Source organism: Vibrio ulleungensis, assembly GCF_016900875.1.
GTDB lineage: Bacteria > Pseudomonadota > Gammaproteobacteria > Enterobacterales > Vibrionaceae > Vibrio > Vibrio ulleungensis.
In genome coordinates, this window is the sequence record NZ_JAFEUM010000002.1 from 190,995 (window position 1) to 210,614 (window position 19,620).

13 protein-coding genes are annotated in these 19,620 nt (G+C 44.6%); 6 read left to right on the plus strand and 7 right to left on the minus strand.

The window, feature by feature from the left end:
* Window positions 1-109: 109 nt before the first annotated feature.
* Window positions 110-2,749 carry a DNA topoisomerase (ATP-hydrolyzing) subunit A gene (gene gyrA, locus JQC93_RS05825; RefSeq protein ID WP_205157540.1) on the minus strand — a complete coding sequence of 880 codons (2,640 nt, stop codon included), beginning with the start codon at window positions 2,747-2,749 and terminating at the stop codon, window positions 110-112.
* A 287-nt stretch (window positions 2,750-3,036) separates the two neighbouring features.
* Between gyrA and ubiG the strand changes: the two genes are divergently transcribed.
* The 5 genes from ubiG (at window position 3,037) to JQC93_RS05850 (ending at window position 8,944) form a co-directional block, all read left to right on the plus strand.
* Entirely contained in the window at window positions 3,037-3,741 is a 705-nt protein-coding gene (gene ubiG / locus JQC93_RS05830) for a bifunctional 2-polyprenyl-6-hydroxyphenol methylase/3-demethylubiquinol 3-O-methyltransferase UbiG (RefSeq protein ID WP_205157541.1), read from the plus strand.
* A 475-nt stretch (window positions 3,742-4,216) separates the two neighbouring features.
* The gene (nrdA, locus tag JQC93_RS05835) at window positions 4,217-6,505 is read left to right on the plus strand and encodes a class 1a ribonucleoside-diphosphate reductase subunit alpha (protein ID WP_205157542.1); all 2,289 of its coding nucleotides are present in this window, start codon (window positions 4,217-4,219) and stop codon (window positions 6,503-6,505) included.
* A 61-nt stretch (window positions 6,506-6,566) separates the two neighbouring features.
* Window positions 6,567-7,700 carry a class Ia ribonucleoside-diphosphate reductase subunit beta gene (gene nrdB, locus JQC93_RS05840; RefSeq protein WP_205157543.1) on the plus strand — a complete coding sequence of 378 codons (1,134 nt, stop codon included), beginning with the start codon at window positions 6,567-6,569 and terminating at the stop codon, window positions 7,698-7,700.
* Complete coding sequence (locus tag JQC93_RS05845) at window positions 7,700-7,984, plus strand: 2Fe-2S iron-sulfur cluster-binding protein (RefSeq protein WP_205157544.1); 285 nt, start codon at window positions 7,700-7,702, stop codon at window positions 7,982-7,984. The genes nrdB and JQC93_RS05845 overlap by 1 nt, the downstream gene beginning before the upstream one ends.
* 81 nt (window positions 7,985-8,065) lie before the next feature.
* On the plus strand, window positions 8,066-8,944 hold the full coding sequence (locus JQC93_RS05850) for a DUF3943 domain-containing protein (RefSeq protein ID WP_205157545.1): 879 nt from the start codon (window positions 8,066-8,068) through the stop codon (window positions 8,942-8,944).
* 63 nt (window positions 8,945-9,007) lie between these two features.
* Here the strand turns inward: JQC93_RS05850 and JQC93_RS05855 are convergent, their stop codons facing one another.
* The 6 genes from JQC93_RS05855 to JQC93_RS05880 all read right to left on the minus strand — a co-directional run bounded on the left by JQC93_RS05855 (window position 9,008) and on the right by JQC93_RS05880 (window position 17,929).
* Window positions 9,008-11,299, minus strand: a complete 2,292-nt coding sequence (locus JQC93_RS05855; RefSeq protein WP_205157546.1) for an acyl-CoA dehydrogenase — start codon at window positions 11,297-11,299, stop codon at window positions 9,008-9,010.
* 41 nt (window positions 11,300-11,340) lie between these two features.
* Window positions 11,341-11,967: a TetR/AcrR family transcriptional regulator gene (locus JQC93_RS05860; RefSeq protein ID WP_328833354.1), complete on the minus strand. Its 627-nt coding sequence runs from the start codon at window positions 11,965-11,967 to the stop codon at window positions 11,341-11,343.
* A gap of 385 nt (window positions 11,968-12,352) precedes the next feature.
* Window positions 12,353-13,531, minus strand: coding sequence for a Na+/H+ antiporter NhaA (gene nhaA, locus JQC93_RS05865; protein ID WP_205157548.1), 1,179 nt, complete (start codon window positions 13,529-13,531; stop codon window positions 12,353-12,355).
* 174 nt (window positions 13,532-13,705) lie between these two features.
* Complete coding sequence (locus JQC93_RS05870; protein ID WP_205157549.1) at window positions 13,706-14,824, minus strand: lipocalin-like domain-containing protein; 1,119 nt, start codon at window positions 14,822-14,824, stop codon at window positions 13,706-13,708.
* Window positions 14,824-17,277, minus strand: a complete 2,454-nt coding sequence (locus tag JQC93_RS05875; protein WP_205157550.1) for an ABC transporter permease — start codon at window positions 17,275-17,277, stop codon at window positions 14,824-14,826. The genes JQC93_RS05870 and JQC93_RS05875 overlap by 1 nt, the downstream gene beginning before the upstream one ends.
* Entirely contained in the window at window positions 17,258-17,929 is a 672-nt protein-coding gene (locus JQC93_RS05880) for an ABC transporter ATP-binding protein (RefSeq protein ID WP_205157551.1), read from the minus strand. The genes JQC93_RS05875 and JQC93_RS05880 overlap by 20 nt, the downstream gene beginning before the upstream one ends.
* Window positions 17,930-18,157: 228 nt before the next feature.
* Between JQC93_RS05880 and JQC93_RS05885 the strand changes: the two genes are divergently transcribed.
* Window positions 18,158-19,618, plus strand: a complete 1,461-nt coding sequence (locus JQC93_RS05885) for a DUF2867 domain-containing protein (protein ID WP_205157552.1) — start codon at window positions 18,158-18,160, stop codon at window positions 19,616-19,618.
* Window positions 19,619-19,620: the final 2 nt, after the last annotated feature.

The following is a 19,620-nucleotide window of genomic DNA, read 5'->3' on the forward strand; positions in this document are numbered from 1 at the left end:
CACTATATTTGCATAAACCACTACCACGACCTTACGTTCTGGTAGTGATTCACCGTTTTGAACCGAATAAAAAGCCGGGCAATGCCCGGCTTAAATCGTTGTACGTGCTTTACTCTTGGTCTTGAGTTGGCTCGTCTTTATTGTCTTCTTCAGGTGAGCCAGTCTGCTCTGTAGCCTCAGCGACTACTTCACCTTCTTCGCCTTCTTCAAGAAGAGGCTCTTCCTCTATCTCGTCAATGCGTTGAAGCGCGACGACATTTTCATCTTCAGCCGTTCTGATTAATGTAACACCTTGAGTATTACGTCCAACCTGACTGACTTCTGCAACACGCGTACGAACCAGTGTTCCTGCGTCGGTGATCATCATGAACTCGTCACCTTCTTCAGTTTGCACTGCCCCTACTACACTACCGTTACGCTCAGAAACTTTAATCGATACAACGCCCTGCGTTGCACGGCTCTTCGCTGGGTATTCCTCAAGTACAGTACGTTTACCGTAGCCGTTTTGAGTTACTGTAAGAATATCGCCTTGGTTGTGCGGAACAATCAAAGAGACAACTTGATCGTTATTGGTTAACTTAATACCGCGTACACCAGCCGCAGTACGACCCATGCCACGCACTTGTGTTTCGTTAAAGCGAACGACCTTACCAGATTTAGAGAACAACATAATATCGTTCTCGCCATTGGTAATGTCTACACCAATAAGCGAATCTTCATCACGTAGGTTCACGGCGATCAAGCCGTTAGAACGAACATTAGCAAACTGATCCAGTGATGTTTTCTTCACTGTACCGTCACCGGTTGCCATAAAGATAAATTTGTCGTTACTAAACTCAGATACAGGCAAGATTGCTGTAATGCGTTCTCCCTCTTCCAAAGGCAGAATGTTTACAATCGGCTTACCACGAGCGGTACGGCTTGCCTGAGGCAATTGGTACACTTTTAGGCGGTAAGTTTTACCACGAGTAGAGAAACAAAGGATATTGTCATGAGTATTTGCGACCAACAAACGCTCAATGTAATCTTCGTCTTTCATCTTAGTGGCGCTCTTACCTTTACCACCGCGACGTTGAGCTTCGTAATCACTCAAGATTTGATACTTAACGTACCCTTCGTGTGACAATGTCACTACAACATCTTCTTGAGCAATCAGCTCTTCCATATCAATGTCGTGGATCGCAGCAGTAATTTCTGAACGACGCTCATCACCAAATGAATCACGGATTAAATGCAGTTCTTCGCAAATAACTTCCATTAGGCGTTCAGTATTAGCCAGGATGTGCATCAACTCTGCAATTTCGTCGAGAAGTGCTTTGTACTCATCGAGGATTTTTTCGTGTTCCAGACCGGTCAATTTTTGTAGACGAAGATCCAAAATCGCTTGCGCTTGTTGCTCAGTTAAGAAGTACTGACCATCACGAATACCGTATTGCTCTTCCAACCATTCTGGACGTGCAGCATCGGTTCCAGCTCTCTCGAGCATTGACGCGACATTACCCAAGTCCCAACCTCTAGCGATCAGTCCTTGTTTTGCTTCTGCAGGAGTCGGAGCTTGACGAATCAATTCGATGATTTCGTCTATGTTGGCTAACGCCAATGCCAAACTCTCAAGAATGTGCGCGCGATCGCGTGCTTTGCGAAGCTCAAAAATAGTACGGCGTGTAACTACTTCACGGCGGTGATCAACAAAGCGGTGAATCATTTCTTTAAGGTTGAACAGTTTTGGCTGGCCATTATCTAGGGCAACCATGTTCACACCGAAAGTCGTTTGCAATTGAGTGAGTGAGTAAAGGTTATTCAGTACGACTTCACCAACTGCATCACGCTTACACTCAATAACAATGCGCATACCGTCTTTGTCAGACTCATCACGCAGTGCACTAATGCCTTCTACTTTCTTATCTTTAACCAGCTCGGCGATTTTTTCGATCAAACGAGCTTTGTTTACCTGATAAGGTATCTCACTGACAACAATGGTCTCTTTGCCATTTTTCTCAGCTTCGATTTCTGCTTTGGCTCGCATGTAAACTTTACCGCGACCCGTTTTGTAAGCGTCAATAATCCCTTTACGACCGCTAATTAATGCTGCCGTTGGGAAATCAGGACCTGGAATGTACTCCATAAGCTCATCGATAGTGATCTCTTCATTATCGATGAAAGCCAAACATCCGTTAATGACCTCAGTAAGGTTATGAGGTGGGATGTTCGTTGCCATACCTACCGCGATGCCTGAAGCACCATTTACTAATAGGTTAGGCACTCGTGTTGGCATTACCGCAGGAATTTGTTCGCTGCCGTCGTAGTTAGGAACGTAATCAACGGTTTCTTTGTCAAGGTCAGCCAACAGTTCGTGAGCGATTTTCGACATACGAACTTCGGTATAACGCATTGCCGCGGCAGAGTCACCGTCGATAGAACCAAAGTTACCTTGTCCATCCGCAAGCATATATCGTAACGAGAATGGCTGTGCCATACGAACAATAGTGTCGTATACCGCACTGTCACCGTGTGGGTGATATTTACCAATTACGTCGCCAACAACACGCGCCGATTTCTTGTATGGTTTATTCCAATCATTGCCAAGTACATTCATCGCAAACAAAACGCGACGGTGCACCGGCTTTAAGCCGTCACGCACATCAGGAAGTGCACGACCCACGATGACAGACATCGCGTAGTCGAGATAAGAGCCGCGAAGCTCATCCTCAATGTTTACGGGCGTGATCTCTTTTGCTAATTCGCTCATGGAGCCGCTATCCCTCTATATTACTTTTCGTTATTGCATCGACTCGACGCAACACGTGCAAGACCCGAAAATATACCATACATAACTTAAAGCCTGAATTACTTTCCCGGGCTGTTTTTAAGGTTGTGACATAGGTTGCGCGTTAATTGTTCATTTTTGGCGCCCTATTCGCTAGGTGATTGAAAAATAACCACTCTAACTCACCAAACTTAAAATCTATCGTATCACGCATCCCTTTTGCAATTTATTCGGTATACTTGCTCAAAATCATCAAATGGACTGTATGTGTGACTCAAAACGTTGACCTAGCTGAAATCAAAAAATTTGAAGACATGGCTTCTCGCTGGTGGGATTTACAGGGTGACTTTAAGCCCTTACATCAAATCAACCCGTTGCGGTTAGATTACGTCATCGAGCATAGCAACGGTTTATTTGGTAAAACCATTCTAGATGTGGGATGTGGTGGCGGAATTCTTGCCGAAAGCATGGCTCACCAAGGCGCAGTGGTCACGGGCCTAGATATGGGCGCTGAACCGCTTGAAGTGGCAAGATTGCATGCATTAGAAACGGGTGCAAAACTTGAATACGTACAACAAACTGTAGAGTCTCACGCCGAACAAAACCCAGAAAAGTATGATGTGGTGACCTGCATGGAAATGTTAGAACACGTCCCCGACCCTGCGTCCGTGATACGTTCATGTTATGCGTTGGTTAAGCCTGGGGGCAAAGTATTCTTTTCGACACTCAACCGAAATATAAAATCCTACCTGTTTGCCATTGTCGGTGCAGAGCAATTGCTAAAGCTAGTACCTAAAGGTACTCATCACCACGAAAAATTCATCAAACCTGCTGAGCTGCTCAAAATGGTTGATCAAGCTAACCTTATCCCACTGGGTATAACCGGACTCAATTACAATCCAATGACCGACAATTATTGGTTGGGGAAAAATGTTGACGTCAACTACATCGTCCATACGCAAAAGCAGCCGTAAATATACAGAGTTTAATCCCAAAAAGGTCTTAGTGATGTCGATGGTATCACTAAGACTTATTCATTAGTTTATGCTAGTTTTAATGTGCAAAACCGTGCACTCGATCTTCAAAAGATCCTCAAGAGTCGATCTCGCTATAGTTTAAATAAATCAACTTATTTATTTGAATTGACGTTCATATTTCCCCCATCATTCAAAGGGGAGTTTTCGCAAGTCTTGTGATAGCTAAATCGTTGCGTGAGTGGTTGCTAACATATTTTTTTAAATCTCTGCTCATACCCATATTGTTGAGAAATTCAAGACTTGATCATTATCAATAAACTCTCTATCTTGTAGCCCCAGCACAGAGTTATAACTATATCTTGTGTTTACTAACTAACCAATTAGTTAGACATGGATCACTAAGTCGGGTTGTTTGAGGTCTTAAAACTAATAAAACGCGGCTTTACTTACCAAGTTATGGATACAGAGCAAAATGAACCAACAACTTACCGTCACTAAACGGAATGGACGTCAAGAAAACATTGATCTCGACAAAATCCACAAAGTGATTACTTGGGCCGCGGAAGGCCTAGAAAACGTTTCTGTTTCGCAGGTAGAACTCAATTCTCACATCCAGTTCTACGATGGCATTTCGACCTCAGATATTCACGAAACCATCATCAAAGCGGCTGCAGACCTTATCTCCGAAGAGACACCTGATTACCAATACCTCGCAGCACGCCTGGCGGTATTCCATCTGCGTAAAAAGGCCTACGGTCAATACGAGCCACCAAAGCTTTATCAACACGTGGCACGCTTGGTCGACATGGGAAAATACGACAGCCATATTTTGGAAGATTACTCTCAAGCAGAACTTGAAGAGCTTGGTGAATACATCGATCACAAACGCGATTTGGACTTTTCCTACGCCGCTGTAAAACAGCTGGAAGGTAAATACTTTGTTCAAAACCGTGTATCAGGTGAAATCTACGAAAGTGCGCAGTTCTTATACATCCTAGTGTCTGCTTGCCTTTTCGCGAACTATCCGCGCGACACTCGTTTAAGTTATGTTAAGCGTTTTTATGACGCGACCTCAACGTTTAAGATTTCACTGCCAACACCAATTATGTCTGGCGTTCGTACTCCGACACGTCAATTTAGCTCGTGTGTATTGATTGAATGTGGTGACAGCCTAGATTCTATCAACGCAACCTCAAGCTCGATTGTACGTTATGTCTCGCAACGCGCTGGTATTGGTATCAATGCCGGTCGTATTCGCGCACTAGGATCTGAAATTCGTGGCGGGGAAGCATTCCACACCGGTTGTATTCCTTTCTATAAGTATTTCCAAACTGCTGTGAAGTGTTGTTCTCAAGGTGGCGTTCGTGGTGGTGCAGCTACGGTGTTCTACCCACTTTGGCATGGTGAAGTACAGTCGTTACTGGTACTGAAAAACAACCGAGGCGTAGAAGAAAACCGTGTTCGTCATATGGACTACGGGGTTCAACTCAATAAACTGATGTACAGTCGCCTAGTAGAAGGCGGAGACATTACTCTATTCTCTCCATCCGATGTACCTGGGCTCTACGATGCCTTCTTTGAAGATCAAGACGAATTTGAACGTTTATACGTGAAGTACGAAAACGATGCCAGCATTCGCCAAGAAAAAGTCAAAGCGGTAGACTTGTTTTCATTATTGATGCAAGAGCGTGCATCGACTGGCCGAATCTATATTCAAAATGTCGACCACTGTAACACTCACAGTCCGTTTGACGCTAAAGTAGCGCCTGTTCGTCAATCTAACCTCTGCTTAGAAATTGCGTTACCAACCAAGCCACTAAACAACGTTGAAGATGACGAAGGTGAAATCGCCCTATGTACGTTGTCTGCTTTCAACCTTGGTGCAATTAATGAACTCGATGATTTTGAAGAGCTTGCAGACCTGGTAGTGAGAGCATTAGATGCACTACTCGATTATCAAGACTACCCATTACCAGCGGCGTACAAATCAACGATGAACCGCCGTACTCTAGGTGTTGGCGTAATTAACTACGCTTACTACCTAGCTAAAAATGGCGTCAAATACTCTGATGGCAGCGCAAATGGTCTCACTCACCGAACTTTTGAAGCTATTCAATACTACTTGCTTAAAGCCTCTGTTGGTCTAGCCAAAGAGCAAGGTGCGTGTCCGCTATTTAATGAGACAAACTACGCGAAAGGTTTGCTGCCGATTGATACTTATAAAGCGGATTTGGACAAGATCTGTGACGAGCCTTTGCATTTCGATTGGGATGCACTGCGAGACGAGATCATGACGCACGGTCTACGTAACTCTACTCTGACTGCACTAATGCCTTCGGAAACATCGTCTCAAATCTCTAACGCCACCAACGGCATAGAGCCACCACGTGGTTACGTCTCTGTCAAAGCATCAAAAGATGGCATTCTTAAGCAAGTTGTTCCTGAGTTCCAGAAGTATAAAGAGAACTATGAGCTGCTTTGGACTATTCCATCGAACAACGGTTACCTACACCTTGTTGGTATTATGCAAAAGTTCGTAGACCAAGCGATTTCGGCTAACACCAACTACGATCCAAACGTACACGACAGCGGCAAAGTGCCAATGAAGTTACTGCTTCGCGATCTATTAACTGCTTACAAGTTCGGCGTGAAAACACTTTACTATCATAACACTCGTGATGGTGCTAAAGACGAACAACAAAAAGGCGGTGTCGTGGTAGAACAAGACGACGATTGTGCAGGCGGCGGTTGTAAGATTTAACGTCTAACCGTGAACGAATTAATAAAGGGGCGATTACGCCCCTCATTACAAAGAGGTTAAAATGGCTTACAGTACATTTACCCAAAAGAAAAACGACCAACTAAAAGAGCCTATGTTTTTCGGCCAGCCGGTTAACGTAGCTCGCTATGACCAACAAAAGTTTGAGATTTTTGAAAAGCTTATCGAAAAACAATTGAGCTTTTTCTGGCGCCCGGAAGAGGTTGATGTATCGAGCGACCGTATCGACTACAACAACCTCCCAGAACATGAAAAACATATTTTCATCAGCAACCTTAAATATCAAACTCTGTTAGATTCCATTCAAGGACGTAGCCCCAACGTTGCCCTACTCCCTTTGGTTTCGTTGCCAGAGCTAGAAACGTGGATTGAAACCTGGTCGTTTTCAGAGACCATCCACTCTCGCTCATACACGCACATCATTCGTAACATCGTTAAAGACCCTGCCGTCGTATTTGACGATATTGTCGAAAACGAGCATATCGTCAAACGCGCCAAAGACATCTCACATTATTACGATGATCTCATCGCAATGACTGGTGATTACCACCGTCTTGGCGAAGGCACACATCAAATCAACGGCGAAACCGTAAACGTTAGTTTGTACGAGCTTAAAAAACAGCTCTATAAATGTTTAATGTCTGTGAATGCGCTAGAAGCGATTCGCTTTTATGTCTCGTTCGCCTGTTCATTTGCCTTTGCTGAGCGTGAGTTGATGGAAGGTAATGCTAAAATCATCAAGTTGATTGCACGAGATGAAGCGCTGCACCTTAACGGGACTCAGCATATGGTGAATCTGCTGCGTAACGGGCAAGACGACTTCACTTTTATGCAAATTGCCGAAGAGTGTAAGCAAGACTGTTTTGATCTGTTTAAAGAAGCGGCTGAGCAAGAAAAAGAGTGGGCTGAATACCTGTTTAAAGATGGCTCCATGATTGGCTTGAACAAAGACATTCTTTGCCAGTACGTGGAATACATTACCAATGTTCGTATGCAAGCTGTCGGTCTTGACGCCGCTTATCCAGACGCAACAAGCAACCCTATTCCATGGATTAATGCTTGGCTCTCATCGGACAATGTACAGGTTGCTCCACAAGAAGCAGAAATAAGCTCTTACCTTGTTGGTCAAATCGATAACGAAGTGTCGGCGACCGATTTCGAGGACTTCGAGCTGTAATGCATCTAGTAACTCTGAACAAGCTGACTCAAATTCGCGCTGAAGACGATCAAACGCTTCTAGAAGCGATGGAGAGTAGCGATTTGATTCCAGAGTACAACTGTCGCGACGGGCACTGCGGTGCCTGTCGCTGCACACTCGATGAAGGTGATGTCGAGTATATTGGCTTTGCTATGGCCTATTTAGCACCCAAACAAATCCTACCTTGTATCTGCAAAGCAAAGTCTGCGGTTAAAATCAGTTCAGTAAATTATCAATTACGCATCAAAACCGAAACAAATTGAGAGATTTACGTGAGATAGGTTTTAAAACTGCAAATAATAAGCGATAATCTCAAAACGAATTGTCTCCAAGGAAGGTAAGTTTTGCGCAGTAAATATTTAGCAGCAGCGCTATTAACCACTGTTTCAACGACTGCTTCAGCGTTTGAAGATTTCTCACTTACGTCCGACCATAATAATAGCTGTCTAAATAGCATCAGTTATTGTTCAGAACCATTGGCTTTTAATAAATCCACCGTTACCGCCGATGACTATTTGCGCTTTGACGAACCAGACCTTCCTATTCATTTTACCCTACAATCTGAAAAAGATTGGAATTACCTCGCAGAGCAAACTTATACCATTCTAGGGTTGAGTATTGTTACTGTTGGTATTATGACTCTGCTACCCGAAAGCATCACCAAATGGGATGAAGAATCTCGTGATCTTAGTAACCTCGGTGATAAGTGGAAAGAAAATGTCAAAGCCGGCCCAGTTTGGGACAGAGATGAACACTTCCTCAACTATGTAATGCATCCCTACTTTGGTGGTGTCTACTATACCTCTGCTCGCCACGCAGGCTTTAACGAGTTCGAGTCTTTCCTCTACTCCGCAGCAATGTCTGGGCTATTCTGGGAGTATGGCGTAGAAGCCTTTGCCGAAGTACCTTCTTGGCAAGATCTCTTTATTACACCCATGTTTGGCGCCGTTGTTGGTGAGTTAATGTTACAAGGCGAACAGCACATTTTGGCAAACGATGGCGAAGTTTGGGGCTCAAGTGGATTTGGTAGTTTCACTCTGTTCTTCTTAAACCCAGTGGGTCACATTCACTATTGGGTAACCGATGCTTGGGGTGGCGACGCCGAAGGTAAGTTGATGTTTAACCAATGGTTTGACGATCCAAATGCAACTAGTTTTGCAATCGACTCAGGTGCTTCATACGATCCAACGTTTATAGGTTATCAACTGAGTTTGAAGTTTTAATTCTATATTACACACAAAAAAGCCAGACATTGTCTGGCTTTTTTATTACTCACTTAACGTTGCTTAAGCAGCATCATCGACTTTTTTGCTGCTAGCAGGACTTTGAGGTCCATTCGTTAGCGTCTGTGAAAAGTCGTGACTGAAGTGGTCTACCTGAATCGCTTGGTAGCGAAGTTCATCGGCTTGTTTAATTCTATCCACTTCTTGCTCGGTAAAGATACCTTGCTCTAGCGCTGCATCCAATTTCTCGTATAGCGGAAGCGCCTTAGATATCTTTTTCTCTTTGATAGCTTTAAACAGCTTTTTCTCAAGATCTTTAATACCGTACATTGCCTCGAACGCTAGCTCCATTAGACCTACTGAGTCCTCAGTAGTGTTTTCAAAGTAGCAAAGATTGGTTAAACGATCGCGCTGCTCACCCGGTACCATCATCAATTGAGCCACTTCCAAAGTCACTTTGTCATCAGGAGCCGTAAAGTGGTTACCCAATGGGAATACAACGGCTTTTAGTCCTAGTCCAGCAACCTTGCTTGGGAAATTGCGGTACGCTTCTTCTAACGATTTAGCGCCCTGATGCATACAGTGTTGCAATGCGTATTCAACATACGGCAAATCTTGCTTAAGCGAACCATCGTCTTTGAATTTTTTCAGTACCGCAGACGCAAGATATAGGTAGCTCAAGCCATCACCAAGACGCGCTGAAATCACTTCTTTGCGTTTTAGCTCACCACCGAGTGTCAACATAGCCGTATCTGCAGAAAAAGCTAATGCGCGACTTAGACGAGTAAGATGCTGATAATAGCGCCCCAGTGGACCACTTGGCTTACCAACAAAGTGAGAACCCGTTAGCGCCGAGCCTAATGCACCTAACTTATTGCCCAACGCGTGTTGAATGTGTTTAAACAAAACTGCATCAAACTCTTTAGCACCTTCTTTGGCATCTGGATTGGCCGCAGCTTCCATCTCTTTAAGCACGTAAGGGTGACAACGGGTTGCCCCTTGACCAAAGATCATCAGGTTACGTGTTAGGATGTTTGCACCTTCAACCGTAATCGCGACAGGTATACCCGCATAGTGATGCCCAAGGTAGTTCATTGGCCCTACTTGTATCGCTCGTCCAGAGTGGATGTCCATACAGTCGTTCAACAAAGTACGTGCCATTTCGGTCATATGGTACTTAGCAATCGCAGTCACGATGCCGGGTTTCTCTCCCATATCGAGTGAGGTGGTGGTTAAGGTGCGTGACGCTTCTAACAGATACCCTAGTCCGCCGATACGCCCCATCGCTTCTGCTACACCTTCAAACTTACCGATAGACATACCAAACTGTCTACGTACATAAGCATACGCACCTGTAGTACGAGCGGTTAGATGCCCTACTGCCGTACCTAGAGCAGGTAAAGAGATACCGCGTCCCGCTGACAAACATTCAACCAGCATGCGCCAACCTTTCCCGGCGTACTCTTGACCACCAATGATCCACTCCATCGGTATAAAGACATCTTTGCCTCGTGTAGGACCATTCATAAATGCTAGACCAAGTGGGTCGTGACGCTCGCCAATTTCGACGCCTTCATGATCCGCAGGAATAAGTGCACAGGTGATCCCTAGATCGGCTTTGTCACCAATTAGCCCCTCTGGATCTTTAAGTTTAAACGCCAAACCAAGTACTGTAGCGACAGGAGCAAGAGTGATGTAGCGTTTGTTCCATGTAAGGCGAATACCCAGCGTTTCTTTTCCTTCAAACTCTTGTGTACACACAATGCCTTGATCAGGGATCGCGCCTGCATCCGAGCCAGCTTCAGGTCCGGTTAATGCAAAACAAGGAATGTCAGTGCCGTCGGCTAAACGTGGCAACCAGTAATCTTTTTGCTCTTGCGTACCATAGTGACTTAACAACTCACCAGGACCCAATGAGTTGGGTACCATTACGCTAACCGCTGCGCTAAGACTGCGCGTAGCAATTTTGGTGACAATGGTCGAGTTAGCTAATGAAGAAAACTCAAGACCACCGAATTTTTTAGAAATGATCAGCGAGAAGAAACGCTCTTTTCGCATAAAATCCCACACTTCTTTCGGAAGGTCCCTATCCTCGACCACAATTTTATGGTCATCAAGCATAGACAATAAGGTTTCAACCTTGTTATCCATAAACGCTTGCTCTTCCGCCGTTAGCTGAGGCTTCGGATAGTTGTGTAGAGTGGACCAGTTTGGTTTACCACTAAATAATTCACCATCCCACCATACACTGCCCGCTTCCATCGCTTCTTTCTCGGTACTAGAAAGCGGTGGTAGCACTTTTTTGAACAGTTTAAAGGCTGGGTCACTTATCCATTTTTGTCTTAGCGAACTCATACTTTCATCCTTCTCTTTCACATCTATCTTTATAATATTATTTAGTTATTAGCGCTTACGCCTGCGGCAAGAAAAGGGATCAACTGATTAATGATCACTTCTGAATCCGCGGCCCTACCGAAATCGCTAAACGCAATCTCCATTAGAGCTTGGCTGCTGGCCATAGTAAAAACGCATGTCCCTAATACAAAGTGCAACCGCCAAAAAAGTTGCTCCCGTGTTAGGTCTGGGCTTGCGCGGTGAACAGCGGCAATAAACTGCTGTAATACGTCATCGTAGTGATTGGTAATAAACCATCTCAGGTGGCCCTGAACATCAGAGTAGCCTCGACCCACTAACAACATAAAACGACTCGCACCATTGTCGCGAACCGCATTAAGATTCATTAGTGGCTTTTTGATGGCTTCGAAAACGGCTTGCATATCGTGATGAGGTTGTTGCTCAAGTTCGGTTAGAGCTCGTCCCAAGGCAGGCATAAATGCTTCTAGATACTGATTAAGAACAGCTCTAATCAAACTCTTTTTGTCACCAAAATGGTAATTAACAGAAGCGAGATTGACATCGGCTTTACTGGTAATAGCGCGCAATGAAGTGTCGTTAAACCCTTGCTCTGCAAACAACCCTTCCGCGACTTGCACAATCTTCTCTTTTGTATTCACTTTATGCACGTTTCAATCACTCGTATTAAACACCTGTTTGAATACTACCCCAACAACATCACATTAACAAGAGCGCAACAAAACATTCAGATCACATCAACGCCAAAAAAAAATGAATTATTTTTGAACCTTTGTTGGTTAGCCGGGTCTTATTTAATGTGAACGGTAGATACTTGGTTGAATGTGATTTCTATCTGTGTTTCTTTTTTCTGCCGTTGCGATGCTGCTAATTTTTCATTAACTCCTATGTTTGTATAGGCTCATTCAAATTTGAATGGGCCTTTTTTTTGTCCCTTTTGCAGTTAGAAACCATTACGCTCGTAACATCCCCCGATCGACAGACATAAAAAAACCGCTCGTAAGAGCGGTTTTTGTTGAAACGATTTTCTTGTGTTTAGCTGTTCGTTGTCACTTGCTCTACTTCAGCGTCAGCAGCAACTTTTGGCAGTGATTTGCTCAGCAACGTATAACCAATCAAAGCAGACAAAGTTGACCCCATCAAAATGCCCAAGCGCGAGAATGTATCAAATCCAAGTGATGGGTCAGTAAAGGCCAGTGACGAGATGAAAATCGACATTGTGAAGCCAATACCACACAGCACTGATACCGCGAAGATATGGTTAAAACGAACACCTGTTGGCAGTTTCGCCCAGCCAAATTTAACGGCTGCAAAACTAAACGTGAAGATACCAAGCGGTTTACCTACAAGAAGACCTAGTGCGATACCCATAGGTAGTGGCGCTGCTAAGCTTGATAGTGATACGCCTTCCAACGAAATACCCGCATTAGCAAAAGCAAATATTGGCAGGATTAGGAACGCAACGTACGGGTGTAATGCGTGTTCTAGCTTCTTAAGTGGAGATTTGCCGTCTTGGCCTTTAAGTGGAATAGCAAAACCAAGTACTACACCTGCTAAGGTTGCGTGAACACCAGACTTAAGAACTGCGAACCACAGCACTGCGCCAACTAGCAAGTACCAACGAGTCTGAGAGACGCGTTTGTGGTGCATCCAGAACAACAGAGCCGTCATTGCAAAACCTACAGCTAATGCCATTGCTGACAGGTCGCTACTGTAGAATAGAGCAATAATGACAATGACACCAAGATCATCAATGATGGCTAGTGCAAGTAAGAATACTTTAAGGCTAACAGGAACGCGTTTACCAAGCAGCGCCATAATACCTAGAGCAAAGGCAATATCGGTAGCAGCAGGAATCGCCCAACCATTTAACGCTGCAGCGTCACCCATGTTAAACAACACGTAAACTAGCGCAGGAGCAACCATACCACCAACGGCGGCGATCGCTGGGAAGATGGCGGTTTCACGCGTCTTAAGAGCGCCTTCCATCAGCTCACGTTTAACTTCCAGACCAATCAGTAGAAAGAATACGGCCATCAAGCCATCGTTGATCCAGTGTGATACAGACATTCCTGCGACGTAACTGTGCAGTACTGCATCATAAGTGCCATATAGGGGAGAATTGGCGATAACCATTGCAATGGCTGCTGCAATTACTAGAAGAATCCCGCCAGCGGATTCCATTTTGAAGAAGTCTTTAATGACGTCACTCATCACTATTACCTTAATTAATTGTGTCGATACTTACAGTAAAGCATAACGCATTTCCATAAGTCCTTTTGTATGACTTAAGTGTATGCAGCATTTGCAACTTAATAAACTCGGTAGTTACTGAAATAAACATCGAGAAAACCGAAGTATTCGCCAATGTAGACTTAAATCCACAGACTAGTACCCCATAAGGTGCATATAGCCAGCACCTTGATGAGTACCTGTTACTTTGACTGCTCCTGACCAGTATGGCACTAAAGATGGCAGCCATTGTGTATAGTTTAAGGCGTCTACCACGACATCAACTTGCTGAGACTCAATGGTAATTGCCCACGTCACGGGAATTTTTTTGCCACCATTTTGATATGAGTGCTTAATCGGGCGGATAATAATATCGTCGTCCCCCAATTTGATCATTCTTCCCGATTTATCAATAAGCGCACCATATACATACGGAAGCTGCTCATTAATTCTAGACAATGTGATAGATAGGTTTCTGCCATCTTGTAACCGGACACCAAAACGGTCCCAGCCAAGTAGCTTGCTCTCAAGGATATTGGAGCCCCACTCTTTGGAAAACCATCCTGTCCCACTCACTTCAATCTTCTTGCCATCAAGATCGATTGTGCCGGTAACATTTAAAAATGGTGCACCAAATTCGTAACTGGCGACAGGTAGGAGATCGTGCTTAGGTCGATAGCCTTCATCACCTTCAAGGACATATGGACCCACTGAGAACGAATTCAGATCTAAAGAAAACGTTTTGGTATCAATAGTAAGCTTTCCAGGCAACGGGTAACGCGTCAGAGCCTTCCACTGCCAGCTATCAATCCAAAACAGGAAAGGCTTCGTTTCAACACCGACTTGTCCAATGCCACCGCGAGCAATACGTTGCTCAAATAGATTGATTTCCCGAGTCGACAACGCTGCATTCGATACGTACACCTGTGGCTGTTTCCAGCCTTTACCGCGATGCTCATCTAATGCAATACGAAACACATCCCACGACACCCAATATTCATTCCCCTCTTGATCTTTTAATAAAGCAAAGTACGTACTGGATTCGTGCTGATAATCTAGATGGAAGTTAAAATCGTCAGGTAACTTAACTGCTTTGCCGGGCAGTACGGGTTCAAATACCGTAAATACGTTTATCTCTCGATTGGCAAAGGTGCTCGAACTTTCGGTGCTTTGTTGGGCAATGAATGTGTAACGAGCGGCAAACGCAATTAGGAAAACCGCTATAGCCATCACAGCAGCAAACGCCGTTTTCTTGGTGGTAGTATTAATTCCCATTACAACGCGTCTCTAAGCGACTTCATAGGCGATCGAATAATGACCTGCCAAATAGGGAAAATTCCGGCCACGACCAAAGCAAGCAACGCAATTGCGATCGTTTTCGCGTATTCCCACGGTATTACATGTACTTGCATTGTCCATCCAAAAGCAAATTTTAATATCAGCTCCACAACATTGTTGGCTAAAGCCAGCCCTAATGGAAGAGCGATGAGGGTAGAAATCAAACCAAACATCAGCAGCTGCAACCCGCCAATGGTTAATAATTCTGCCGTCGAAATACCAAAACAACGCATTAAGATAGTATTACGCTGGCGGGATATTTCGCCGGCTAAAGTGGATAAAAATATCCCAAATACGGCGATCACTAAGGTAATGTTGCCTAGTGAGTCGGCAATACCAAAGGTGCGATCAAACAGCGCCATAGCACGTGCATGCAATATTTCATTTTCTACAATGCGCTCCGCAGGTAAACGGTATTTTTGAACCAACTTACCGACTAACTCACCACGATCTGATTTGTCATAAAGGTCAATCCCGAGCGCAATGCTGCCATTTGTTTTAAGCGTCGCTTTCCAACTGCCATGGGACACCAGCACTTGGTCGTACGGGTTACCATAATCGTAGTATACTCCTGTGACTAACCAGTCTTGCCCAAGTGGCGCAGGCAGCGGAATTTTTTGGCCAATTCTAATATTGTTTTTAAGCGCCATAGATTCACTGATCATCACCGAACGGCTCGAGTGCAGCATCTCCCAAAACATTGGCATGGTAACTTTTACTGACAAGCCATTAAGTTCTTCAAGGCTCGAACCAATACTGACAACATCCAATGTCCCTTTTGGTGTAGGAAGTTCAGCTTCCCAACGATGCCATACACCTTTGACCTCGGGTTGACGAAGTAGCCATCTAGAAACAATATCCGCACTCTCTTTTGACGGAGAAACGTAAATGTCGGCAGCCAAACGTTGTTCAAGCCATTTGTGTGTCGTTGCTCTGAAACTACCTACCACGGTTTCTACACCAATATTTGCTGTCATGGCGAGAGTAAACGCCATCATCGCCAAACCTCGATAACTCATACTCGCAGCAGCATCAGCAAAAAACAGCCTTACTTTCATGCTTTTGAGCCTAAATGAGAGCTGGTTGAGCACTTCAAATACGACAAACGGCATAAACAAAGCAACCCCTACCAGCATCAGTGCAATGATGACAAAACCAGAAAAAATGGTCTGCGGCGCCTGATAAATAGCCAGAGCGATGGTGCATAGAACCGCGGCAATAAGGGCTTGCCAGGAAAACTCTTTACCAGCAAAGCGAACCAACGACAACCTCGCGGTCAATCGAATGGGTTGAGAACGAAGCAAGCGAATCAATGGCCAAAAGCACGAAATCGCTGCACCACAGATCACCATTAATAAACTATAGCGACTCCAGTTCCAGCTCCAATTAAGCTTTAACTCTACATTAGCGTTATACAGCGCACCCAGACTGCTCGATACTGCAGGTAATAGCTGATTTGCTAACATCAGTCCAAACGCGTTACCCAAGATCCAACTGACTAAGACAAGTAGTACTAATTCTATGGTTAATGCAATTATCAACTGCCAACCTGCAACACCAGCTTGTCTTAAAATCCCGACGATAGGCTGCCTTTGTATAAGAGATAGTGACATCGCTTGGTAAAAAATAAAAAGACCAACCAGAAATGAAAGCATACCCAACGCGGTCAAATTAAGATGGAAGGCCTGCGTTAGAGCAATTAATTCGGATTGGTCACTCTTTTTAAGCTTCATACCAGGAGGTAAAGACTCAGCCAAAGCATTGAGTTTTGCTTGCGGCATCTCGCTACAGCCAATGAAGGAAAGGCCTGAACTCTGACGAATTTCGCGAATATAGGCGAGATCAGCCAGCAAATTAGGCCCTTTTACAAACTCGTCTTTATCTAAAACTACCGGTCCAATCGAATTACCATTCATTAAAGGAATGACATCGCCATTTTCCCAATCCATAAAGTCCAAAAATGCTTGGCTCGCTAAGACCGGGTGAGGATGCTCTAGCAATCTCAACAATGTTAGCTGATCAAGAGAGTCACTGGAGTTTAATTGTATGAGTGAAAGAGGGTCAGTGCCCACAATGGTCACGTCGACACCATCTTCGGTACGGACTCGATAAAATTCGAAGGGGGCACATTGACTGTAGCCTTGGCGTCGTAAGTGGACGTAGAAGGCTTGCGGAATTTTGTTCGCTATATTTTGTGGAACAATGCGATAAGGCAAAGGGTTTGCAAAAAGCCGCCCACCCGTTTCGTAGCTGCTTTGAGCATGCTGGTTAATGGCCAGCACGCCGACTAATATAGAAACACCCAACGTCAACCCTAGCCAAACCATTAAGATTTGAAGTGGATGTCGCCGGTAATGACCAAGTAGTGCTTTAACTACGGGCCATATCATTCAATACTCCTCCTTGAAGGCGAATGGTTCTTTCCATGTATTCCGCTACTTTATTACTGTGTGTGACCAACAATAATGTACACCCTAGATCACGGGTAAGTTTGGTCAACAGCCGCATTACTGCCTCGGCGTTTCGTTCATCAAGGCTTCCCGTTGGCTCATCCGCAAGCAGTAACTTCGGTTCCATATAGAGTGCACGTGCGATTGCCGCTCGCTGTTGCTGCCCACCCGATAGCTCTTCTGGATAACGCCCAAGCAACGGCAATAAGTCTAGCGCAGACATAATCATCCGCCACAAGCCATCGTCGTTGTCATGCCCTTTTAACTGGCGACAAAAACGAACGTTATCGGCAACATTTAGCGTTGGGATCAAATTATACTGTTGAAAGACGTTGCCAATATTGTTTCGTCTAAATTTGGCACGGTTGTTCTCTTTGTAACGATGCATGGCAAAATCATCAAACCAGATCTCACCTTTATCTACCTTATCTAAACCAGCAATTAAATTGAGCAGCGTACTCTTTCCAGAGCCGCTTTCTCCCATAAGGGCTATTTGTTCACCTTGCTCTAGGATCAGTTCAGCGCCCTGAAGCACAGGGTGGAACTCTTCTCCATCAACGAAACCTTTACTCAGGTTTTTAAGTGTGAGCATGCAAGACATGTCCTTAAGTTAAGCGACCATGAAATCTACTACATTATGTGGTCTAAAAAAAGCATTCGTTAACAAATTGATTACAAACGTACTATTTGTCTAGATGTTATGGTAGAACCAGACAATTAGGCTACCCTTTTAACTGTGCTGCACGAAACACATCAATACTACTGTGTATTTCGACTATCACATTGAACTTTATCAATAATAAGAGCCACAGAGGTAAAATTGAATCAAAACATACTAGTGATTGGTGCGAACGGTTATATTGGCAGCAATTTGGTGCCACATTTACTGAATCAAGGCCATAAGGTTGTCGCATGCAGTCGGCAAACCGATCTTCTTGCTCAGCGACTTGATACCCACCGTAACTTGACGATCCGCCCATTAGACTTAGCCAATCAAGCTCAAATCCAAGCAGCACTCTCAGAACCATTTGATGTTATATATTTTTTGGTTCATGGTATGGCACAAGGCGTTGATTTTCTCGAGTTTGAGCTAGAGTGGGCCTCTAATCTAACTCAGCAACTCTCACCAGAATTGGCTGGGCGAATTATCTACCTTAGTTCGCTAATGCCAGAAAACACTGATAGCAAGCACCTTATTGCTCGTAAGAAAACGGGCGAAAGGCTTCGGCAAGGTCCAGTTCCTGTAGTAGAAGTTCGTTCGGGAGTCGTCGTTGGTCCTGGTTCAGCCGCCTTTGAAATTATGCGCGATATTGTTTGTCACCTCCCCTACATCGTCGCGCCAAGGTGGGTTGATCAGCAGTCCAACCCGATAGCGTTGGACGATTTACTGTTCTATTTAACCGAACTGATCACTCTACCGTTGAACCAAGAACGAGACCCAATTATTGATGTTTCAGGCCCAGATGTTTTGTCGTACGCCGAACAGTTTTCAATCATCGCTAAACACGCTAATGTTAAACACAAATTATGGCGTTTTTCGTCTCTGTCACCAAAGTTTGCAAGCCTTTGGTTACGGGTTTTAACGTCCGTCCCTCACACCATAGGCCAGGCTCTTCTGGAAGGTTTAAAACACGATTTCGTAGGTAATAACCAGAAAATAGAGCAGCTCTATCCCCGTCAGTTGATCTCTTTTGATGACGCCGTCGCTTCAACGCTGCGTAGCGAAGGCGAATTTGTGAAAAGCGAAGTGTGGGGGTTCGATGAAGCCGCGCTCAAGCGCTGGCAGCCAGGTTATGGGTACTACCCAAAAGTTGCAGGCGCCAGTATTGCTACTGACTGTACACCAACCCAGTTATGGGATGTGATCATGGGGCTTGGCAGCCCTAAACAAGGTTATTTCTATGCCAATGGTCTGTGGCGTCTACGCGAGTGGTTGGATTTTTTTGTTGGGGGCGGTAAACCCATTAGACGCCAACCTCAAGGCCGCGAATTACAACTAGGCGACCATATAGATTCATGGAAGGTCATTCGTATTGAGCCTAATCGATTTGTCTCTTTACTGTTTGGAATGAAAGGCCCAGGTTTAGGAAGGCTCGAGTTTACGGTTAAACAAATTGAGCAAGAGCAAGCCTTAAAATGCGAATTAAGCGTTAAGGCTTGGTGGCACCCACAAGGTTTTTGGGGGCTTATCTATTGGTACGCTATGTTTCCAGCTCATTTGTTTATATTTAGAGGCATGGTACGAGCAATTGTTCGTAAAGCTCAAAAGCGCACCTCTTAAGA